At 60.3% G+C, this 16,116-nt stretch carries 14 protein-coding genes; 7 read left to right on the top strand and 7 right to left on the bottom strand.

Annotated features, from left to right (window positions below):
- Nucleotides 1–101: 101 nt before the first annotated feature.
- On the top strand, nucleotides 102–1,550 hold the full coding sequence (locus tag AACW30_RS28440; RefSeq protein WP_200623970.1) for a catalase: 1,449 nt from the start codon (nucleotides 102–104) through the stop codon (nucleotides 1,548–1,550).
- Nucleotides 1,551–1,705: 155 nt separating this feature from the next.
- A complete protein-coding gene (gene bfr, locus AACW30_RS28435; protein ID WP_015886133.1) occupies nucleotides 1,706–2,170 on the top strand; it encodes a bacterioferritin in 465 nt (154 codons plus the stop codon).
- Between the two features lie 65 nt (nucleotides 2,171–2,235).
- On the opposite strand, the gene uvrA is transcribed toward bfr, so the two are convergent.
- A complete protein-coding gene (gene uvrA, locus AACW30_RS28430) occupies nucleotides 2,236–5,070 on the bottom strand; it encodes an excinuclease ABC subunit UvrA (protein ID WP_119742783.1) in 2,835 nt (944 codons plus the stop codon).
- A gap of 178 nt (nucleotides 5,071–5,248) precedes the next feature.
- Between uvrA and AACW30_RS28425 the strand changes: the two genes are divergently transcribed.
- Both AACW30_RS28425 and AACW30_RS28420 read left to right on the top strand, forming a co-directional pair.
- Nucleotides 5,249–6,643, top strand: a complete 1,395-nt coding sequence (locus AACW30_RS28425) for an MFS transporter (RefSeq protein ID WP_106580217.1) — start codon at nucleotides 5,249–5,251, stop codon at nucleotides 6,641–6,643.
- A gap of 9 nt (nucleotides 6,644–6,652) precedes the next feature.
- Nucleotides 6,653–7,180: a single-stranded DNA-binding protein gene (locus AACW30_RS28420; RefSeq protein ID WP_010467282.1), complete on the top strand. Its 528-nt coding sequence runs from the start codon at nucleotides 6,653–6,655 to the stop codon at nucleotides 7,178–7,180.
- 412 nt (nucleotides 7,181–7,592) lie between these two features.
- On the opposite strand, the gene AACW30_RS28415 is transcribed toward AACW30_RS28420, so the two are convergent.
- Nucleotides 7,593–8,501, bottom strand: coding sequence for a LysR family transcriptional regulator (locus tag AACW30_RS28415; protein ID WP_200623969.1), 909 nt, complete (start codon nucleotides 8,499–8,501; stop codon nucleotides 7,593–7,595).
- A gap of 102 nt (nucleotides 8,502–8,603) precedes the next feature.
- On the opposite strand from AACW30_RS28415, the gene tam reads away from it, so the two are divergent.
- Nucleotides 8,604–9,365, top strand: coding sequence for a trans-aconitate 2-methyltransferase (gene tam, locus AACW30_RS28410; protein ID WP_200623968.1), 762 nt, complete (start codon nucleotides 8,604–8,606; stop codon nucleotides 9,363–9,365).
- A 21-nt stretch (nucleotides 9,366–9,386) separates the two neighbouring features.
- On the opposite strand, the gene AACW30_RS28405 is transcribed toward tam, so the two are convergent.
- A complete protein-coding gene (locus tag AACW30_RS28405; protein ID WP_200623967.1) occupies nucleotides 9,387–9,950 on the bottom strand; it encodes a cysteine hydrolase family protein in 564 nt (187 codons plus the stop codon).
- 239 nt (nucleotides 9,951–10,189) lie between these two features.
- Between AACW30_RS28405 and AACW30_RS28400 the strand changes: the two genes are divergently transcribed.
- Together AACW30_RS28400 and AACW30_RS28395 are read left to right on the top strand one after the other, a co-directional pair.
- On the top strand, nucleotides 10,190–11,299 hold the full coding sequence (locus AACW30_RS28400) for a DUF3182 family protein (protein ID WP_200623966.1): 1,110 nt from the start codon (nucleotides 10,190–10,192) through the stop codon (nucleotides 11,297–11,299).
- Complete coding sequence (locus AACW30_RS28395) at nucleotides 11,289–12,044, top strand: alpha/beta hydrolase family protein (RefSeq protein ID WP_106580222.1); 756 nt, start codon at nucleotides 11,289–11,291, stop codon at nucleotides 12,042–12,044. The genes AACW30_RS28400 and AACW30_RS28395 overlap by 11 nt, the downstream gene beginning before the upstream one ends.
- A 110-nt stretch (nucleotides 12,045–12,154) precedes the next feature.
- On the opposite strand, the gene AACW30_RS28390 is transcribed toward AACW30_RS28395, so the two are convergent.
- The 4 genes from AACW30_RS28390 to AACW30_RS28375 are packed head-to-tail and all read right to left on the bottom strand — an operon-like array spanning nucleotide 12,155 to nucleotide 16,059.
- Nucleotides 12,155–13,111 carry a lysylphosphatidylglycerol synthase domain-containing protein gene (locus AACW30_RS28390; protein ID WP_106580223.1) on the bottom strand — a complete coding sequence of 319 codons (957 nt, stop codon included), beginning with the start codon at nucleotides 13,109–13,111 and terminating at the stop codon, nucleotides 12,155–12,157.
- A complete protein-coding gene (gene clsB, locus AACW30_RS28385) occupies nucleotides 13,101–14,363 on the bottom strand; it encodes a cardiolipin synthase ClsB (protein ID WP_200623965.1) in 1,263 nt (420 codons plus the stop codon). The genes AACW30_RS28390 and clsB overlap by 11 nt, the downstream gene beginning before the upstream one ends.
- Nucleotides 14,360–15,136, bottom strand: coding sequence for an endonuclease/exonuclease/phosphatase family protein (locus AACW30_RS28380; protein ID WP_169367705.1), 777 nt, complete (start codon nucleotides 15,134–15,136; stop codon nucleotides 14,360–14,362). Before AACW30_RS28380 ends, clsB begins: the two co-directional genes overlap by 4 nt.
- On the bottom strand, nucleotides 15,133–16,059 hold the full coding sequence (locus AACW30_RS28375; RefSeq protein ID WP_200623964.1) for a DUF72 domain-containing protein: 927 nt from the start codon (nucleotides 16,057–16,059) through the stop codon (nucleotides 15,133–15,135). Before AACW30_RS28375 ends, AACW30_RS28380 begins: the two co-directional genes overlap by 4 nt.
- Between the last annotated feature and the right edge of the window lie 57 nt (nucleotides 16,060–16,116).

Here is a 16,116-nt window from a genome sequence, read left to right as displayed (position 1 = left end):
TATCAAAGACCATGATTTAATGCATTTGATGGAGTCATCTTGATAGTCAATACTTCCTCCAAGCCGATTAGCCGGCAGTTCCGAGTCTGACCTGAGGAAGATTGAGCATGAGTAAAGTCCTTACGACCGCCAGCGGTGCGCCCGTTGCCGATAACCAGAATTCCCGTACCGCCGGCCCGCGCGGTCCTTTGCTGCTCGACGATTTCCACCTGATCGAGAAGCTTGCACACTTCAACCGTGAAAACATTCCTGAGCGCCGCGTGCACGCCAAAGGCTCGGGTGCTTACGGTACCTTCACCGTTACTCAAGACATCACTCAGTACACCAGTGCAAAGCTGTTCGAGTCCGTCGGAAAACAAACACCGACCTTCCTGCGGTTCTCCACTGTCGGCGGCGAGCGCGGTTCGGCCGACACTGAGCGCGACCCCCGTGGTTTCGCCCTGAAGTTCTACACCGAGGAAGGTAACTGGGACATCGTGGGCAACAACACGCCCGTATTCTTCATCCGTGACCCGCTGAAATTCCCAGACTTTATCCACACCCAAAAACGCTTGCCGCAAAGCAATTTGAAAAGTGCGCAGATGATGTGGGATTTCTGGTCGCACTCTCCAGAAGCGTTGCACCAAGTCACCATCCTCTTCTCGGATCGCGGCATTCCTGACGGCTACCGTCACATGCACGGCTTCGGCAGTCACACTTATAGCCTGATCAATGCTCGTGGTGAGCGTCACTGGGTTAAGTGGCACTACAAGACCAAGCAAGGGATCAAGAACCTGGCGCCAGCTGAAGCCGCGCGCCTGGCCGGTACAGATCCTGATTACGCACAGCGTGATTTGTTCGGTGCGATTGAGCGCGGAGACTTCCCGAAATGGCGTGTCTGCATTCAGATCATGACTGAAGCCCAAGCTAACGCTCACTACGAGAACCCCTTCGATGTGACTAAAACCTGGTCGCAGAAAGAGTTTCCCCTTATCGAAGTCGGCGAGTTGGAGCTCAACCGTAACCCGCAGAACTACTTTGCTGAAGTTGAGCAGGCCGCGTTTGGCCCAAGCAACATGGTGCCGGGTGTCGGCCTGTCGCCAGACCGCATGCTGCAAGGCCGTGTATTCGCGTACGCCGATGCTCACCGCTACCGCGTGGGTACCAATCACCAGCAATTGCCGGTGAACGCCCCACGCAACCCGGTAAACAGCTACCAACGTGATGGTTCGATGGCCTTCGGCAGCAATGGTGGCGCAGCGCCTAACTATGAGCCAAACAGCTACGCTGATGCGCCCAAACAAGCGCCACAGTATGCAGAACCCGCCTTGGCCTTGAGCGGTGCCGCTGATCGCTACGATCACCGTGAGGACACTGACTACTACAGCCATGCCGGCGCACTGTTTCGTTTGATGGACGATAGTCAGAAAGCCCTGCTGGTCAGCAACATTGCCGGTGCAATGGCCGGCGTCACCAGCGATGTGGTGCAGCGCCAGCTGCAGCACTTCTTCAAAGCTGACCCGGCTTATGGAGACGCAATCGCAAAGGCATTGGGTGTAACGCTTAGTTAAGTCTAAACGATAAGCAGAACCGCCCTCATTTGGGCGGTTTTTGCGTTATTTCAGCTACTTTTCTCCGGAAATCTTCACTTTTCTGCCGTTGGTCCCGTGACCTTCGGGTCATCATGGTTCAAACTACAGACTTTCAAGCAGGGAGATGTAGGGCGATGCAAGGTCACCCCGACGTAATCGATTACCTCAACACGTTGCTGACGGGCGAACTGGCAGCTCGTGACCAATATTTCATCCATTCGCGCATGTACGAAGACTGGGGCTTTACCGAGCTCTACGAGCGTATCAACCACGAAATGGAAGAAGAAGCACAGCACGCTGACGCGCTGATGCGCCGCATCCTGATGCTCGAAGGCACGCCACGTATGCGCCCCGACGACCTGGATGTGGGTACCACGGTGCCTGACATGCTCGCAGCCGATCTTCGCCTTGAGTACAAGGTGCGAGCCGCACTCTGCAAGGGCATCGAGCTCTGTGAGCAGCACAATGACTACGTGACCCGCGAAATTCTCCGTGTGCAGCTTAACGACACCGAAGAAGATCACACCTACTGGCTGGAAAAGCAGTTGGGCCTGATCAAGCTGGTTGGCCTGGAGAATTACCTGCAATCGCAGTTCTGATTCCCGGCTACAAAAAAGCCCCTGTCACCGCAAAGTGACAGGGGCTTTTTAATGCGCCCGAAAAATCAGGCTTTATCGCGTGCCAGCAACGGCTTCAAGTAATAACCGGTATGTGACTGCGGCATCTCGGAAACCTGCTCCGGTGTGCCCACCGCAATGATCTGGCCGCCCTTGGAGCCGCCTTCCGGCCCCAGGTCCACCAGCCAGTCGGCAGTCTTGATCACATCCAGGTTGTGCTCGATAACCACCACTGTGTTGCCGTGGTCACGCAAGCGGTGCAGTACGTCCAGCAATTGCTGGATATCGGCGAAGTGCAGACCCGTGGTCGGCTCATCGAGGATATACAGAGTCTTGCCAGTATCGCGCTTGGACAGCTCACGAGACAGCTTCACCCGCTGCGCCTCGCCGCCGGACAAGGTAGTCGCCGATTGCCCCAGCTTGATGTACGACAGGCCCACATCCATCAACGTTTGTAGCTTGCGCGCCAACGCTGGAACCGCGTCGAAGAACACCCGAGCTTCCTCGATGGTCATCTCCAGGGTTTCGTGGATGCTTTTGCCCTTGTACTTGATCTCCAGGGTTTCGCGGTTATAACGCTTGCTCTTGCACACGTCACACGGCACGTAGATGTCCGGCAGAAAGTGCATCTCTACCTTGATCAGGCCATCGCCCTGGCACGCTTCGCAGCGCCCGCCCTTGACGTTGAACGAGAACCGGCCCGGCCCATAACCCCGCGAGCGGGATTCCGGTACGCCAGCAAACAGCTCGCGGATTGGGGTGAACAAGCCGGTATAGGTCGCCGGGTTGGAGCGTGGTGTACGGCCGATCGGGCTTTGGTCGATGTCGACGACTTTGTCCAGATGCTCCAGGCCCTTGATGCTGTCGTGCGCGGCTGCTTCCAGCGTGGTCGCGCCGTTCAAGGCGGTGGCACTCAGCGGGAACAGCGTGTTGTTGATCAGTGTCGACTTGCCCGAGCCGGATACACCGGTCACGCAGGTCAAAAGACCCAGCGGAATTTCCAGGTCGACGTTGCGCAAGTTGTTACCGCGTGCGCCCTTCAGGTGCAGCGCCATTTTCTTGTTGCGTGGCGTACGTTTGGCCGGTACTTCAATCTTCACGCGGCCAGACAGGTACTTGCCGGTCAAAGAGTCCGGGTGGGCCATCACCTCGGCAGGCGTGCCCTCGGCAACAATATGGCCACCGTGCACACCCGCACCCGGGCCGATGTCGACCACGTAGTCCGCCAGGCGAATCGCATCTTCGTCGTGCTCGACTACGATCACGGTGTTGCCGATATCCCGCAGGTGCTTCAGGGTTCCCAGCAGGCGGTCATTGTCCCGTTGGTGCAAGCCAATCGACGGTTCATCGAGGATGTACAACACGCCCACGAGGCCAGCACCAATCTGGCTGGCCAAGCGAATCCGCTGAGCTTCACCGCCAGACAACGTATCTGCACTGCGATCCAGCGACAGGTAGTCCAGGCCAACGTTAACCAGGAACTGCAGGCGCTCACGGATTTCCTTGAGGATCTTGTCCGCAATTTCCCCACGGCGGCCGGTCAGCTTGAGTACACCAAAATATTCACAGGCATCGCCAATCGGCAGGTTGGTCACGGCCGGCAGTGTCTTCTCGCCCACCCACACATGCCGCGCCTCGCGACGCAGACGCGTGCCGCGGCAATCCGGGCAAGGCTGAGTGCTGAGGAATTTGGCCAGCTCTTCACGCACGCTTGCCGACTCAGTCTCGCGGTAACGACGCTCCAGGTTCGGCACGATGCCTTCGAATGGGTGCGAGCGTTTGACGATATCGCCACGGTCGTTCAGGTACTTGAAGTCGACATTCTGCGAGCCGCTGCCGTGCAGGATGACCTTCTGCTGCTCGGCCGGCAGCTGGTTGAACGGCACTTCCAGGCTGAATTTATAGTGCGAGGCCAATGACCCCAGCATCTGGAAGTAGTAGACGTTGCGCCTGTCCCAGCCGCGAATCGCGCCCTCCGCCAAAGTCAGCTCACCGTTGACCAGGCGCTTGATGTCGAAGAACTGTTTAACGCCCAGGCCATCGCAGGTCGGGCACGCGCCGGCCGGGTTGTTGAAGGAAAACAGCTTGGGTTCCAGCTCGCTGATGGCATGGCCGCAGATCGGGCAGGCAAAGCGCGCGGAGAAGATAACCTCTTCACCCGGTTCGTCGTCCATCGGCGCGACTAGCGCAATACCATCCGCCAGCTTCAGCGCGGTCTCGAACGATTCGGCCAGGCGCTGCTGCAAGTCGGCGCGCACTTTGAAGCGGTCGACCACCACATCAATGGAATGCTTCTTCTGCTTGTCGAGCTTCGGCGCTTCATCCAGCTCATACAGCTTGCCGTTGATGCGCGCGCGCACAAAACCTTGCGCACGCAGCTCTTCGAAGACCGAAAGGTGTTCGCCTTTGCGCTCGCGAATCACCGGCGCCAGCAGCATCAGCTTGGCGCCTTCCGGCTGGGCCAGCACCAGGTCGACCATCTGGCTGACGGTCTGGGCTTCCAGGGGAATATCGTGGTCCGGGCAGCGCGGAATACCCACACGCGCATACAGCAGACGCAGGTAGTCGTAGATTTCGGTGATGGTGCCCACGGTAGAGCGCGGGTTATGGGAGGTCGACTTCTGCTCGATGGAAATTGCCGGCGACAGGCCTTCAATAGTGTCGACGTCAGGCTTTTCCATCATCGACAGGAATTGCCGGGCATAGGCCGACAGCGATTCCACGTAGCGACGCTGACCTTCGGCATACAGCGTGTCGAACGCCAGGGACGATTTGCCGGAGCCGGACAGGCCGGTGATGACGATCAGTTTGTCCCGGGGCAGGGTCAGGTCGATGTTCTTCAGGTTGTGGGTTCTAGCCCCACGAATCAGGATCTTGTCCAAGATGGCCTCGCACGGCGGGCGTAAATAATGCAGGAGTATACGGCTAAAGACTGGATGAATATACACTGTCAAAGTGCCGGTTGCAGCCTTACATGAAAGCTGCGCGGCAAAGCGCCGCATATACCCTCTCAATCGATGGGACTGGTAGAATCGCCGCCGGTTCACACGAGGTTTTTCCATGCACGATCCCCACAGCGAACGCATGAGTAGCGGCGAGACCCGAGCAGCAAGCGGTCTGGCCCTGGTGTTCGCCTTCCGTATGCTTGGCATGTTTATGGTGTTGCCGGTGCTGGCGACCTATGGAATGGATCTCGCAGGCGCGACTCCCGCCCTGATCGGCCTGGCGATTGGCGCCTATGGCCTGACCCAGGCGCTTTTCCAGATTCCGTTCGGGATTATTTCCGACCGCATCGGCCGTCGCCCGGTGATTTACCTGGGTCTCATCGTGTTCGCGCTCGGCAGCGTGCTTGCCGCGCAGTCGGATTCGATCTGGGGCGTGATCGCCGGGCGCGTGCTGCAGGGCGCCGGCGCAATTTCCGCAGCCGTCATGGCGCTGCTCTCGGACTTGACCCGCGAACAACATCGCACCAAGGCCATGGCCATGATCGGCATGACCATCGGCCTGTCGTTCGCGGTGGCCATGGTGGTGGGTCCATTGCTGACGCGCGCCTTTGGTTTGCACGGGCTGTTTCTGGCCACGGGCGGCATGGCGTTGTTCGGGATCGTGATCGTGGCCTTCATGGTGCCGCGCTCCACCGGCACCTTGCAGCACCGTGAGTCCGGCGTCGCACGCAAGGCATTGTTGCCGACGCTCAAGCACCCGGACCTGCTCCGTCTGGATTTAGGTATCTTCGTGTTGCACGCGATGCTGATGTGCAGCTTCGTCGCACTGCCCCTGGCTCTGGTCGAAAAAGCCGGCCTGCCCAAGGAGCAGCACTGGTGGGTCTACCTGACCGCCTTGCTGATTTCGTTCTTCGCCATGATCCCGTTCATCATCTACGGCGAGAAGAAACGCAAAATGAAACGAGTTCTCCTGGGCGCCGTCGCGACATTGATGCTCACTGAGCTATTCTTCTGGGAGTTCGGCGACAGCCTGCGGGCGCTGGTAATCGGTACGGTGGTGTTCTTCACCGCGTTCAACCTGCTGGAGGCTTCGCTGCCTTCGCTGATCAGTAAAGTTTCACCGGCCGGTGGCAAGGGCACGGCGATGGGGGTTTATTCCACCAGCCAGTTCCTCGGCTCTGCGCTTGGCGGCATCATGGGCGGCTGGATGTTCCAGCATGGCGGTTTGTCGGTTGTGTTCCTGGGATGCGCAGGTCTGGCTGCCCTCTGGCTAGCCTTTGCTGTTACCATGCGCGAACCTCCCTATGTGACGAGCCTGCGTTTGCCGTTATCGCCAGAAGCGATCCGCGAAGCCGGTCTGGTTGAGCGCCTTAAGGCCGTCGCTGGGGTTACGGATGCTGTGGTTATTGCTGAAGAAGCCGCCATCTACATCAAATTGGACACCGAATTATTGGATCGCGCGACGCTCGAGCAACTGGTCAACCCAGTGCCGACAGCGCGCCCAGCTTAGGAGAACGTTATGGCCCGTGGGGTTAACAAAGTCATATTGGTCGGTACATGCGGCCAGGATCCCGAAGTTCGCTACTTGCCTAACGGTAACGCCGTGACCAACCTGAGTCTGGCGACCAGCGAACAGTGGACTGACAAGCAGACCGGCCAGAAGGTCGAGAAAACCGAATGGCACCGCGTGTCGATGTTCGGCAAGGTTGCAGAGATCGCCGGCGAGTACCTGCGTAAAGGTTCGCAGGTTTACATCGAAGGCAAACTGCAAACCCGCGAGTGGGAAAAAGACGGCATCAAGCGTTACACCACTGAAATTGTGGTCGACATGCAAGGCACCATGCAACTGCTCGGCGGCCGTCCACAGCAGGGCGACCAACAAGGCGGGGGCAACAACTACCAGCAGTCCGCTCCGGCCCCACGCCAGCAGGCTCCGCGTCCGCAGCAGTCGGCACCGCAGCAGTCGCGTCAGGCGCCACCTCCACAACAGGCCGCTCCACAGCCTGCTCCGGATTTCGACAGCTTTGATGACGATATCCCGTTCTAATCGGTAACGTCTTCGCTCAAAGCCCCGCGAGCCATGCTCTCGGGGCTTTTTCTTTGCCTACAGAAACTGCGGTGCCTCTCGGAAATGGGCGCGGGACGCTCAAATGCCACTAGCACCGATCGGCTGTCATACCGCGTTAGATGACTGACGTGCGCGCCAGAGCCCGGTTCGTACTCAGGCCTATCGATCAACACAACCATGGATGAACACTGTGTCGAACACGCTTCTTGCTTCGCCTGCCCAAGCAAAAATGGCTGACCCCAACCGTGCTGACGCCCATGCCCAATGGCAGCCTGGGCGAAGAACTCCCCTCAACGGCGAACCGTACATGAGTAAGTGGCCGCGCGTGAAACCCGCGGCCCTCAACAACTGATCCCAAGCTGCCTGGCGGCAAAGGTTCTGCCGCCAACGCTCAGGCATCCTTCGCGGCGGCGCTGACCACCATCTGCTTGAAGCGCTGCAACACCGCCGAGCCGTCACCGACCCGCGTCGCCAAATGCAATGGCGCCACCAGGCTTTGGCAGTCCGTCAGTTCGCGATAAACAATGCCATCCCCCCGTAACCGCTGCATGGACGCTGGCACGATGGAGACGCCAAGGCCCGCCGCCACCAGGCTCAATGTCGCGGTCATGCGCGGCGCTTCCTGGACCACCTGCGGGCTGAAACCCGCTTCACGGCAGGCCACCAGAATCGCGTCATACAAACCCAGACCGACGCGACGCCGATAAAGCACGAAGGCTTCGGTGGCCAGTGCCGCCAGGGGCAGGGGAGTTACCGCGTCGTTTGCCAGCGGGTGATCGGTAGGCAGCGCCAGCAGCATCGGCTCCACCAGAATGGGCTGGTCCTGCAACGTTTGACTGCCGCTGAGCGGCGAGCGGATAAACGCTGCGTCGAGTCTTTCATGGGCCAGCGCGTCCAGCAGCTCGCCGGTACCCGCTTCTTCCAGGGCCACCGAGACACCGACAAACGTTTCGCGAAACACGCGCAAAACGCTGGGCACGAACGGGTGCAATGCCGCCGAACTGGTAAAACCGATAGCCAGCCGGCCACGCTCACCGCGGGCGGCGCGCCGCACGATATCGGCGATACCATCGGCCCGCGCCAAGACTTCTCGTGCTTCATCCAGCAACGCCAAGCCGGCAGTCGTGGGGCGCACGCCGCGCGGCAGGCGCTCCATCAATGTCACGCCTAGCTCGGCCTCAAGGCTTTGCAACATTCGGGTCAGCGGCGGTTGTTGCATGCCCAAGCGTTGCGCCGCGCGAGTGATATAGCCTTCCTCGGCAATCGCCACGAAGGCTCTGAGTTGGCGAAGTTCCAGCATAGGGATACTTTCAAGGTATGGGAGGTCGCCAATCCTGGCATTTGTTCTCATGGCTCACAAGATTTAGGCTGTGGCCACTCTCGAAAAAGAAGGAAAGCCGTGATGACCTGGTCAGCCAAGCAGTACACGATGTTTGAACAGCAGCGCACCCGTCCGGTTCGTGACCTGGTCGCGGCCATTCCAGATCGCCCGGTAAACACGGCGGTGGACCTCGGTTGTGGCCCCGGTAATTCCACCGAAGTGCTGGCCGAACGTTTCCCGCAGGCGCATGTCACCGGCATGGACAGTTCCGGCGACATGCTGATCGACGCACGCAAACGCCTGCCGGCGCTGAATTTCGAATTGGCCGACATCGGCACCTGGGAACCGGCACAGCCATGTGATGTGATTCTGGCCAACGCTTCGCTGCAATGGTTGCCGGACCACGCCACGCTGTATCCGCACCTGGTCAGCCAACTGACGCCTGGCGGTACGCTGGCGGTGCAGACACCGGATAACCTCGACGAACCAGCCCACCGGCTGGCGCGCGAAGTCGCTGCCCAGGGCCCATGGGCGGCGAAGATCGGTTCGGTCAAACACAATGAACGGCACACGGCGAGCTATTACTACGAGCTGTTGAGCAAGCACTGCAGCACTGTCGATGTGTGGCGCACCACCTACCTGCACCCGCTGGCGGATCACGGCGCCGTGGTGGAATGGTTCAAGGGGTCGGCATTACGGCCCTTCCTCGCACCGTTGACCGAGCGCGAAAAAGTCGCCTTCCTGCATGAATATCAGACGCGGATTACCCAGGCGTATCCAGCACTGGGCGATGGCACTGTGTTGCTGCCGTTCCCTCGCCTTTTCATCATCGCGACCCGTTAACGCTCGTTACACAAGTGGCGGTCATGCCGCTGCCGCTTGTGCCTTCAAGTACTCCGCCGTCGACACCACGTCCGCGTAGGCAAAAGCCAGTGAAGCCATATAGGTCCCATGCACTTGGGCTGCCGGAATCACTTGCCCGTTAAATTCCAGGTCCCGTGTCGCACACGCGTCATGCAACAGCGTGACCTTGTAGCCCAGGTCCGCCGCAGCCCGCACCACGGCGTCGATGCACATGTGGCTCATGTTGCCCACCACAACCACTTCGGTGATGGCCCGTTGCTCCAGCAACGCCCGCAGATCCGTCCCGCGAAATGCATTCACGACGTGCTTGAGCACCACCGGTTCATTCGCCTCGTTCACGGTCTTGGCATGCAAGTGCGCGCCCTCGGAACCCGGTGTAAAGAAGGGTGCGTCCTCGGAGGTGAACTCATGGCGAACGTGAATCACCGCGTCGCCCGCCTGGCGAAAGGCCTGCAGCACCTGCGCGGCCTTGTTGGCCGCCGCGTCCACGCCGTCGAGCGGCCACTTGCCCCCAGGGAAGTAGTCGTTCTGAATGTCGATCAGGATGAGCGCTTGCTTGGCCATGGGTGATGTCTCGTTGCAGAGTGAAGGGCCCCGTATCTTAGCTGCCGCCAGCCGCAGTGGCTGAGGGAATCGTGCAGAACGCCGCCTGTTCAACCGCCTGTCGTGCAGAATAAGACAGGCCAACTGCCATCGCTTTTTAAGCAACTGATTGATTTAAAGACGCTCTTTCCTGAAATCGTCTTGGCCTGATCCCTGCAACCATGGGTGTACACACATGGCGGGATAGCTAAGGGGGACGCATGACCCCGACTCAACGCAAGAAGCTGGTGGTTGCTCATTCCACGCGAGCGGGCGCGCCGCAGCACGAGGTTGAAACCAACCGGGCGCTGGCGCGGTGGCTGGCACAGATTCTGGGGCTGAAATTCGGCGGCAGTTACGACCCGCAGCAACATGCCGGGCGTGACGTGTATGTGCTGCAAACGCAAACCCTGGTGGGCGCCGCCCAGGCGCTGGCGCTGCAGGTAAAAGGCCCAGAGGATGTGTGGGGCGGTTACGTCGACTACGATTTCATCTGCACCAAGGCCATCACTCATGGCCTGCTGAGCCCCGAAGCGACGGCGCCGCAAGGCTGGTTGTCGGCGTTTGCCGAGCGGGTGCGCCCGGTCGTCCTCGATGGCCTTAGCGTCTTTGCCCTTAAAGACGCATTGCCCGCCGCCACGCGCTTGCTCTACAGCGGGCCGATCCGCCTGAAGCCTGTGCATGCGTGCGCCGGTCGGGGACAGGAAGTTATCCACAGCCTCGATGAGTTCGAAGCGCTGCTGGCGCGACCCGACGTGGCGACGCTGTTTACGGAAGGCGTGGTGCTTGAGCAGGACTTGCACGAGGTGATCACCCATAGCGTGGGCCAGAGTTTTATCGGCGAACACGTCATCAGCTACTGCGGCCAGCAGTACCTCACTGAAGACGGGCAGGGCGAAGCGGTCTACGGCGGCTCCGACTTACTCGTCGTGCCTGGCCACTACGCCGACCTGTTGAAGCTCGACCTGCCCGACGACGTGCGTGAGGCCATCGAACAAGCCCAGGTTTTCGACACGGCCGCCGATGAGGCCTACCCTGGTTTCTACGCTTCGCGCCGCAACTACGACATTGCCCAAGGCCTGGACAGTGACGGCCAACGCCGCAGCGGCGTGCTCGAACAATCCTGGCGCATGGGCGGCGCCAGCAGCGCGGAAGTCGCGGCGCTGCAAAGCTTCATCAATAACCCGAGCCTGCGTGCCATCCACGTTTCATCGGTGGAAACCTACGTGGACCAACCGCTGCCGGCGGACGCCATCGAGGTGTACCGCGGCCCTGCAGACAACAGCGACTTTCTTCTCAAGTACGTGACGGTTAAATCTTATGACGGCTAGAAGTGAAAGCATTGCGATCGACATCGACGACGAGCAAATGAGCGGGACATTCCTGAGCCCCAAATCCAAAGTGCCAGGCGTGTTGTTTGTGCACGGTTGGGGCGGTAGCCAGGAGCGCGACCTTGAGCGCGCCAAAGGCATTGCCGGCCTGGGCTGTGTATGCCTGACTTTTGATTTGCGCGGCCACGCCGGCACCGGTATTCCGTTGTCGCGCGTTACCCGCGAAGACAACCTGCGCGACCTGCTGGCGGCCTACGACCGCTTGCTGTCGCACCCGGCCATCGACACCTCGGCCGTGGCGGTGGTGGGCACCAGCTACGGCGGTTACCTGGCGGCGATCCTCACCTCATTGCGCCCGGTGCGCTGGCTGGCGCTGCGCGTGCCGGCGCTGTACCGCGACCAGGAATGGCTCAAGCCCAAACGCGATCTGGATAAGGTCGACCTGATGGATTACCGCAGCACCCTGGTGCACGCCGAAACCAACCGCGCCCTGCATGCCTGCGCGAAATTCACCGGCGATGTGCTGATTGTCGAGTCGGAAACCGACGACCATGTGCCCCACGCCACCATCATGAGTTACCGCGCGGCGTGCCAGCAGACTCACTCCTTGACCCACCGCATCATCGACGGCGCCGACCACTCGTTGAGCGACCCGGTGTCGCAGCAGGCCTACACCTCAATCCTGGTGGACTGGATTACCGAGATGGTGGTGGGCGAACGGTTGAGCATCATCCAGGCCCGATAAAGCGTTGCCCCCTCAAGCGCTATCACGGGCAAGCCCGGCTCCCACAGTGAAATGCATTCCAACTGTGGGAGCGGGCTTGCCCGCGATGGCGCAGGTCCTGCCAACCTGCATCAAGCCGGTGTCTTTTTAACCCGTAACGCCTTGGCCTTGGCCTCCACCGCGAGGTACATCACCAACGCAATCACCAGCGGCAAAATAAAGTACACCGCCCGATAGGCAATCAACCCGGCCAGCAAACTCCCGCGCGACGCCTCATGCTGCAGCAAGCCAATAAACACCGCCTCCAACACCCCAAGCCCCGCTGGAATATGCGTAACCACACCGGCAATCGCGCTGATCAGCAACACCCCCAGCACCAGTGGATAGTCCAACTTGGCCGGCAACAAGGTAAAAATCACCGCTGCCATCAACGACCAGTTCAACGCGCCCAGGGCCAACTGCAAACACGCCATGCGCAACGACGGCAGATTGATCTCGATGCCCTTGATCGACCACGCACGCTTCTTCGAGAACCGGCACGCCGCCAAGTAGCCGAGGCTGGCCAACACCAGCACCACGCCAATGCCCTGCAACGCCAGGGTGCTGACTTTCCACCCGGGCGGCATCGTCACCAAACCGCTGCTGAACACCACACCGGCCAGCGCCATATAGCCGAACCAATTGGTGGCCAGGCTCAGCCCAAGGATCTTGGCGATATTGCCGGTGCTCACCCCAAGCCGCGAATACAGCCGGTAACGCATGGCAATCCCGCCGACCCACGCGCTCAGGTTAAGGTTGAACGCGTAGCTGATGATCCCCACCGGCAGGATTTGCTTCCAACCCAGCGGTTGGCGAATGTAAGTGCGGCCGATGAGGTCGAAACTGGCGTAGACGAGAAAACTGCACAGGGTCAGCGCGCTGGCGATCAGCAACGTGCGCAGCTTGAAGTCGCCGAGCGTCTGCAGCACTTCGCTCCAGTCGATGCGCCGTGCCAGCAGGGTGAACAGCGCGATCAACACCAGGAAGAAGACAACGGTCAGCGGCTTCTTCCAGCGTTTGAGTCGTGAACCACCGGCTTCAGAGGTCATGGGCCTGGCTCTCGAAGGGTTTCAAACGCGGTTTGTGCGCGGGCAGCCAGCCCGTCAGCACGGGGAAGTGGCGCATCACATGAAACACCAAAAAACCCACGGTCAACCGCCATAGCCACAGGCGGGGCTTGCGGTTTTCCGGCATGGTCCGGCAGTGCTCGCGGGCGAGCAGTTCCAGGCGTTCGTACAGCTGCTGGTTGAACGCGCGGTCGCGAATCAACACATTGGCTTCCAGGTTCAGGGACAGGCTCAATGGGTCCAGGTTGCTTGAGCCTACGGTGCTCCACTCGTCATCCACCAACGCGACTTTGCCGTGTAGCGGGCGCTGGCAATACTCATGGATCACCACGCCGTCCTTGAGCAAATAGTCATAGAGCATGCGCGCCGCCAGCTTGGCCAACAGCACGTCGGGCTGGCCTTGCATGATCAGTTGCACGTGCACGCCACGGCGCGCGGCATTGCGAATCTCGCGCAGCAGGCGGTAGCCGGGGAAGAAGTAGGCGTTGGCTATCACCACGCGTTTTTGCGCCTTGCTCAAGGCGTGGATATAGGCCTCTTCGATATCGTCGCGGTGCTGCACGTTGTCGCGGTAAATCAGGCGAACCAGACCTTCCTCATTGGCCGTTGTCCACAGGGACGGTCGTTGCTGGCGTCGTCGCCAGCCCCGCCGCGTGCGCACCTGGCGGCCGCTTTGGGCGAGGGCAAAATGATGCAGGTCGGCGACCGCAGGGCCGGTCACTCGCACGGCGTAATCCTGCTTGGCTTCGGGGCCGAAATCGCCCAGATGGTCGGCAGAAAAATTGATCCCGCCGATAAACGCCACGGTGGCGTCCACCACCACGATCTTGCGGTGCAGGCGACGGAACCAGTTGGTGCGAATCCCCAGCATTTTCGACGCCGGGTCAAACATCTGCACCAGCACGCCAGCCTCGGCCAGCTCACCCAGAAACGCCGGGCTCAGCTCGCCGCAGCCAAACCCGTCGAGGCTGACCACCACCTTGACGCCGCGCTGCGCCGCCTCAATCAAGATGCCTTTGAGCTCATGGCCGACCTTGTCTTCGAACAGAATAAAGGTCTCCAGCAAAATCTCCCGCTGGGCCTCGCGCATCGCTTCAAACACCCTGGGGAAGTAAGCCTCGCCGTTCTCCAGCAACTCAAGACGGTTGCCGCTCTGCCAGCCGTAATCGACATCACGCGCCTTGGCGTCATCTGGCGGCTGGTCGGTGGCAATGTGCTCTACCGCGACGGTCATAACTCGATCTCCACCGACAACGGCACATGGTCTGACAGATGCGACCACGGCCGGGTAGTCAGTACCTTGGGGTTGTGAATTTTCAGGTTGCGCACATAGATGCGGTCCAGCGGTAACAGCGGCAGGCGCGCCGGAAACGTGCGCGCGGGCTTACCAGTGGCTTCAACAAACACTTCTCTGAGACCGCTCTGGCTCAGGTCGGCCTTTTGGCGCCAGTCGTTGAAATCACCGGCCACCACCAGCGGCGCGTCGGCCGGGATTTCGCTGATGCGCTGTTCCAGCAAACGCAATTGCTGCTGACGATGCACCTCGCGCAGGCCCAAGTGCATGCAGATCGCATGCACCTCTTGGCCGGTGCCTGGCAGGCGCAATACGCAATGCAGCAGCCCGCGGCTTTCATGGCCGCTTTGCGAGATGTCGAGGTTGTCGTAGCGCACGATCTGGAATTTGGACAGCAACGCGTTGCCGTGGTCGCCGTGCGGGTAGACCGCGTTGCGCCCGTAAGCGAACTGCGGCCAGATGCTGTCGGCCAGGAACTCGTATTGCGGCATCTTCGGCCAGTCCTGGTAGCGCTGGGGATGGCGTTCGTGAGTGCCGTGGATTTCCTGCAAGAACACCATGTCGGCGCCCACGCTGCGCACCGCTTCACGCAGTTCGGGCAGGATGAAGCGTCGATTCAGCGCGGTGAAACCCTTGTGGATATTCACCGTCAGCACTTTGAAGCGCGTGATGGCGGTAGTGGGCGTGGCGGGGATCAATTCCGGATGGGTCATGGCAGCACCCCGGGTGCTGGCAACGTGCCGGGCTCGGTGGCCAAGTGTTTATCCAGCTCGAAGCGCTGCAACAGTTGGCGCGCATCGAAGGGCGCGCGCACTTTGATGTCGTTGTCGAAATAGCAAAAAATATCGCGTTGCTTGCGCGCGCGTGGCGTGTGTTTCGGGTCGACCAAATGCGCATCCTCCGGCTGTTTGCCCTGGCGCCAGCGATCGATGCGGTCACCCCAACGCTTGATCGCCTCGGCGGTGTAGCCGCTGGCGTAGAGCTTTTTGTCACCGTGCAGGCGCAGGTACAGGAAGTTGGCGGTGACGTCTTCGATATACGGCCACTTGCCGGCGGTATCGGCGACCACCAGTGCCACACCGTGCTTGTCCAGCATCTGCACAAACTCCGGTACTGCGAAACTCTTGTGGCGAATTTCCACCGCATGACGCAGCGGCTTTTTGCCATGGGCTTGCATGCTCGCCTTGCCGTTCAGGCGCGGCTCGTGCTCGCGGGCGAGGGCGGCGGCCTGTTGAGTTTCGGTGGGGAGTTGTTGAAGAAAGGCTTCAAACAGCGGCGGGTCGAATGTGAAGCTGGGCGGGAATTGCCAGAGGATCGGCCCGAGCTTTTCTTTCAGTTCCAGCACCCCGGAAGCAAAGAAATTGGCCATCGGCTTGTGCACATCGCGCAAGCGCAGAATGTGGGTGATGTAGCGCGGTGCCTTCACGCTGAACACGAAATGCTCAGGCGTGTCGGCGTACCACTCGGCATAACGCTTGGGTGTTTGCAGGGCGTAGAACGAGCCGTTGATTTCGATGCTGTTGACGGCGCGTGACGCAAATTGCAATTCGCGTTTCTGGGTCAGGCCCTCGGGGTAGAAATCCCCCCGCCAGGGCGTGTAGCGCCAGCCGGAAATGCCGATGTAAATCGCCGCCATGATTACTCCCGTGGATGTAGGGCCAAGTGACCTCCGTTTTGGGATGACTGCGGTTTT

Origin of the sequence: Pseudomonas sp. MF6747, assembly GCF_963890955.1 — a bacterium.
Taxonomy (GTDB): Bacteria; Pseudomonadota; Gammaproteobacteria; order Pseudomonadales; family Pseudomonadaceae; genus Aquipseudomonas.
The sequence above is the reverse complement of the archived record's forward strand: the minus strand, read 5'-3'. Positions and strand labels throughout refer to the sequence as shown.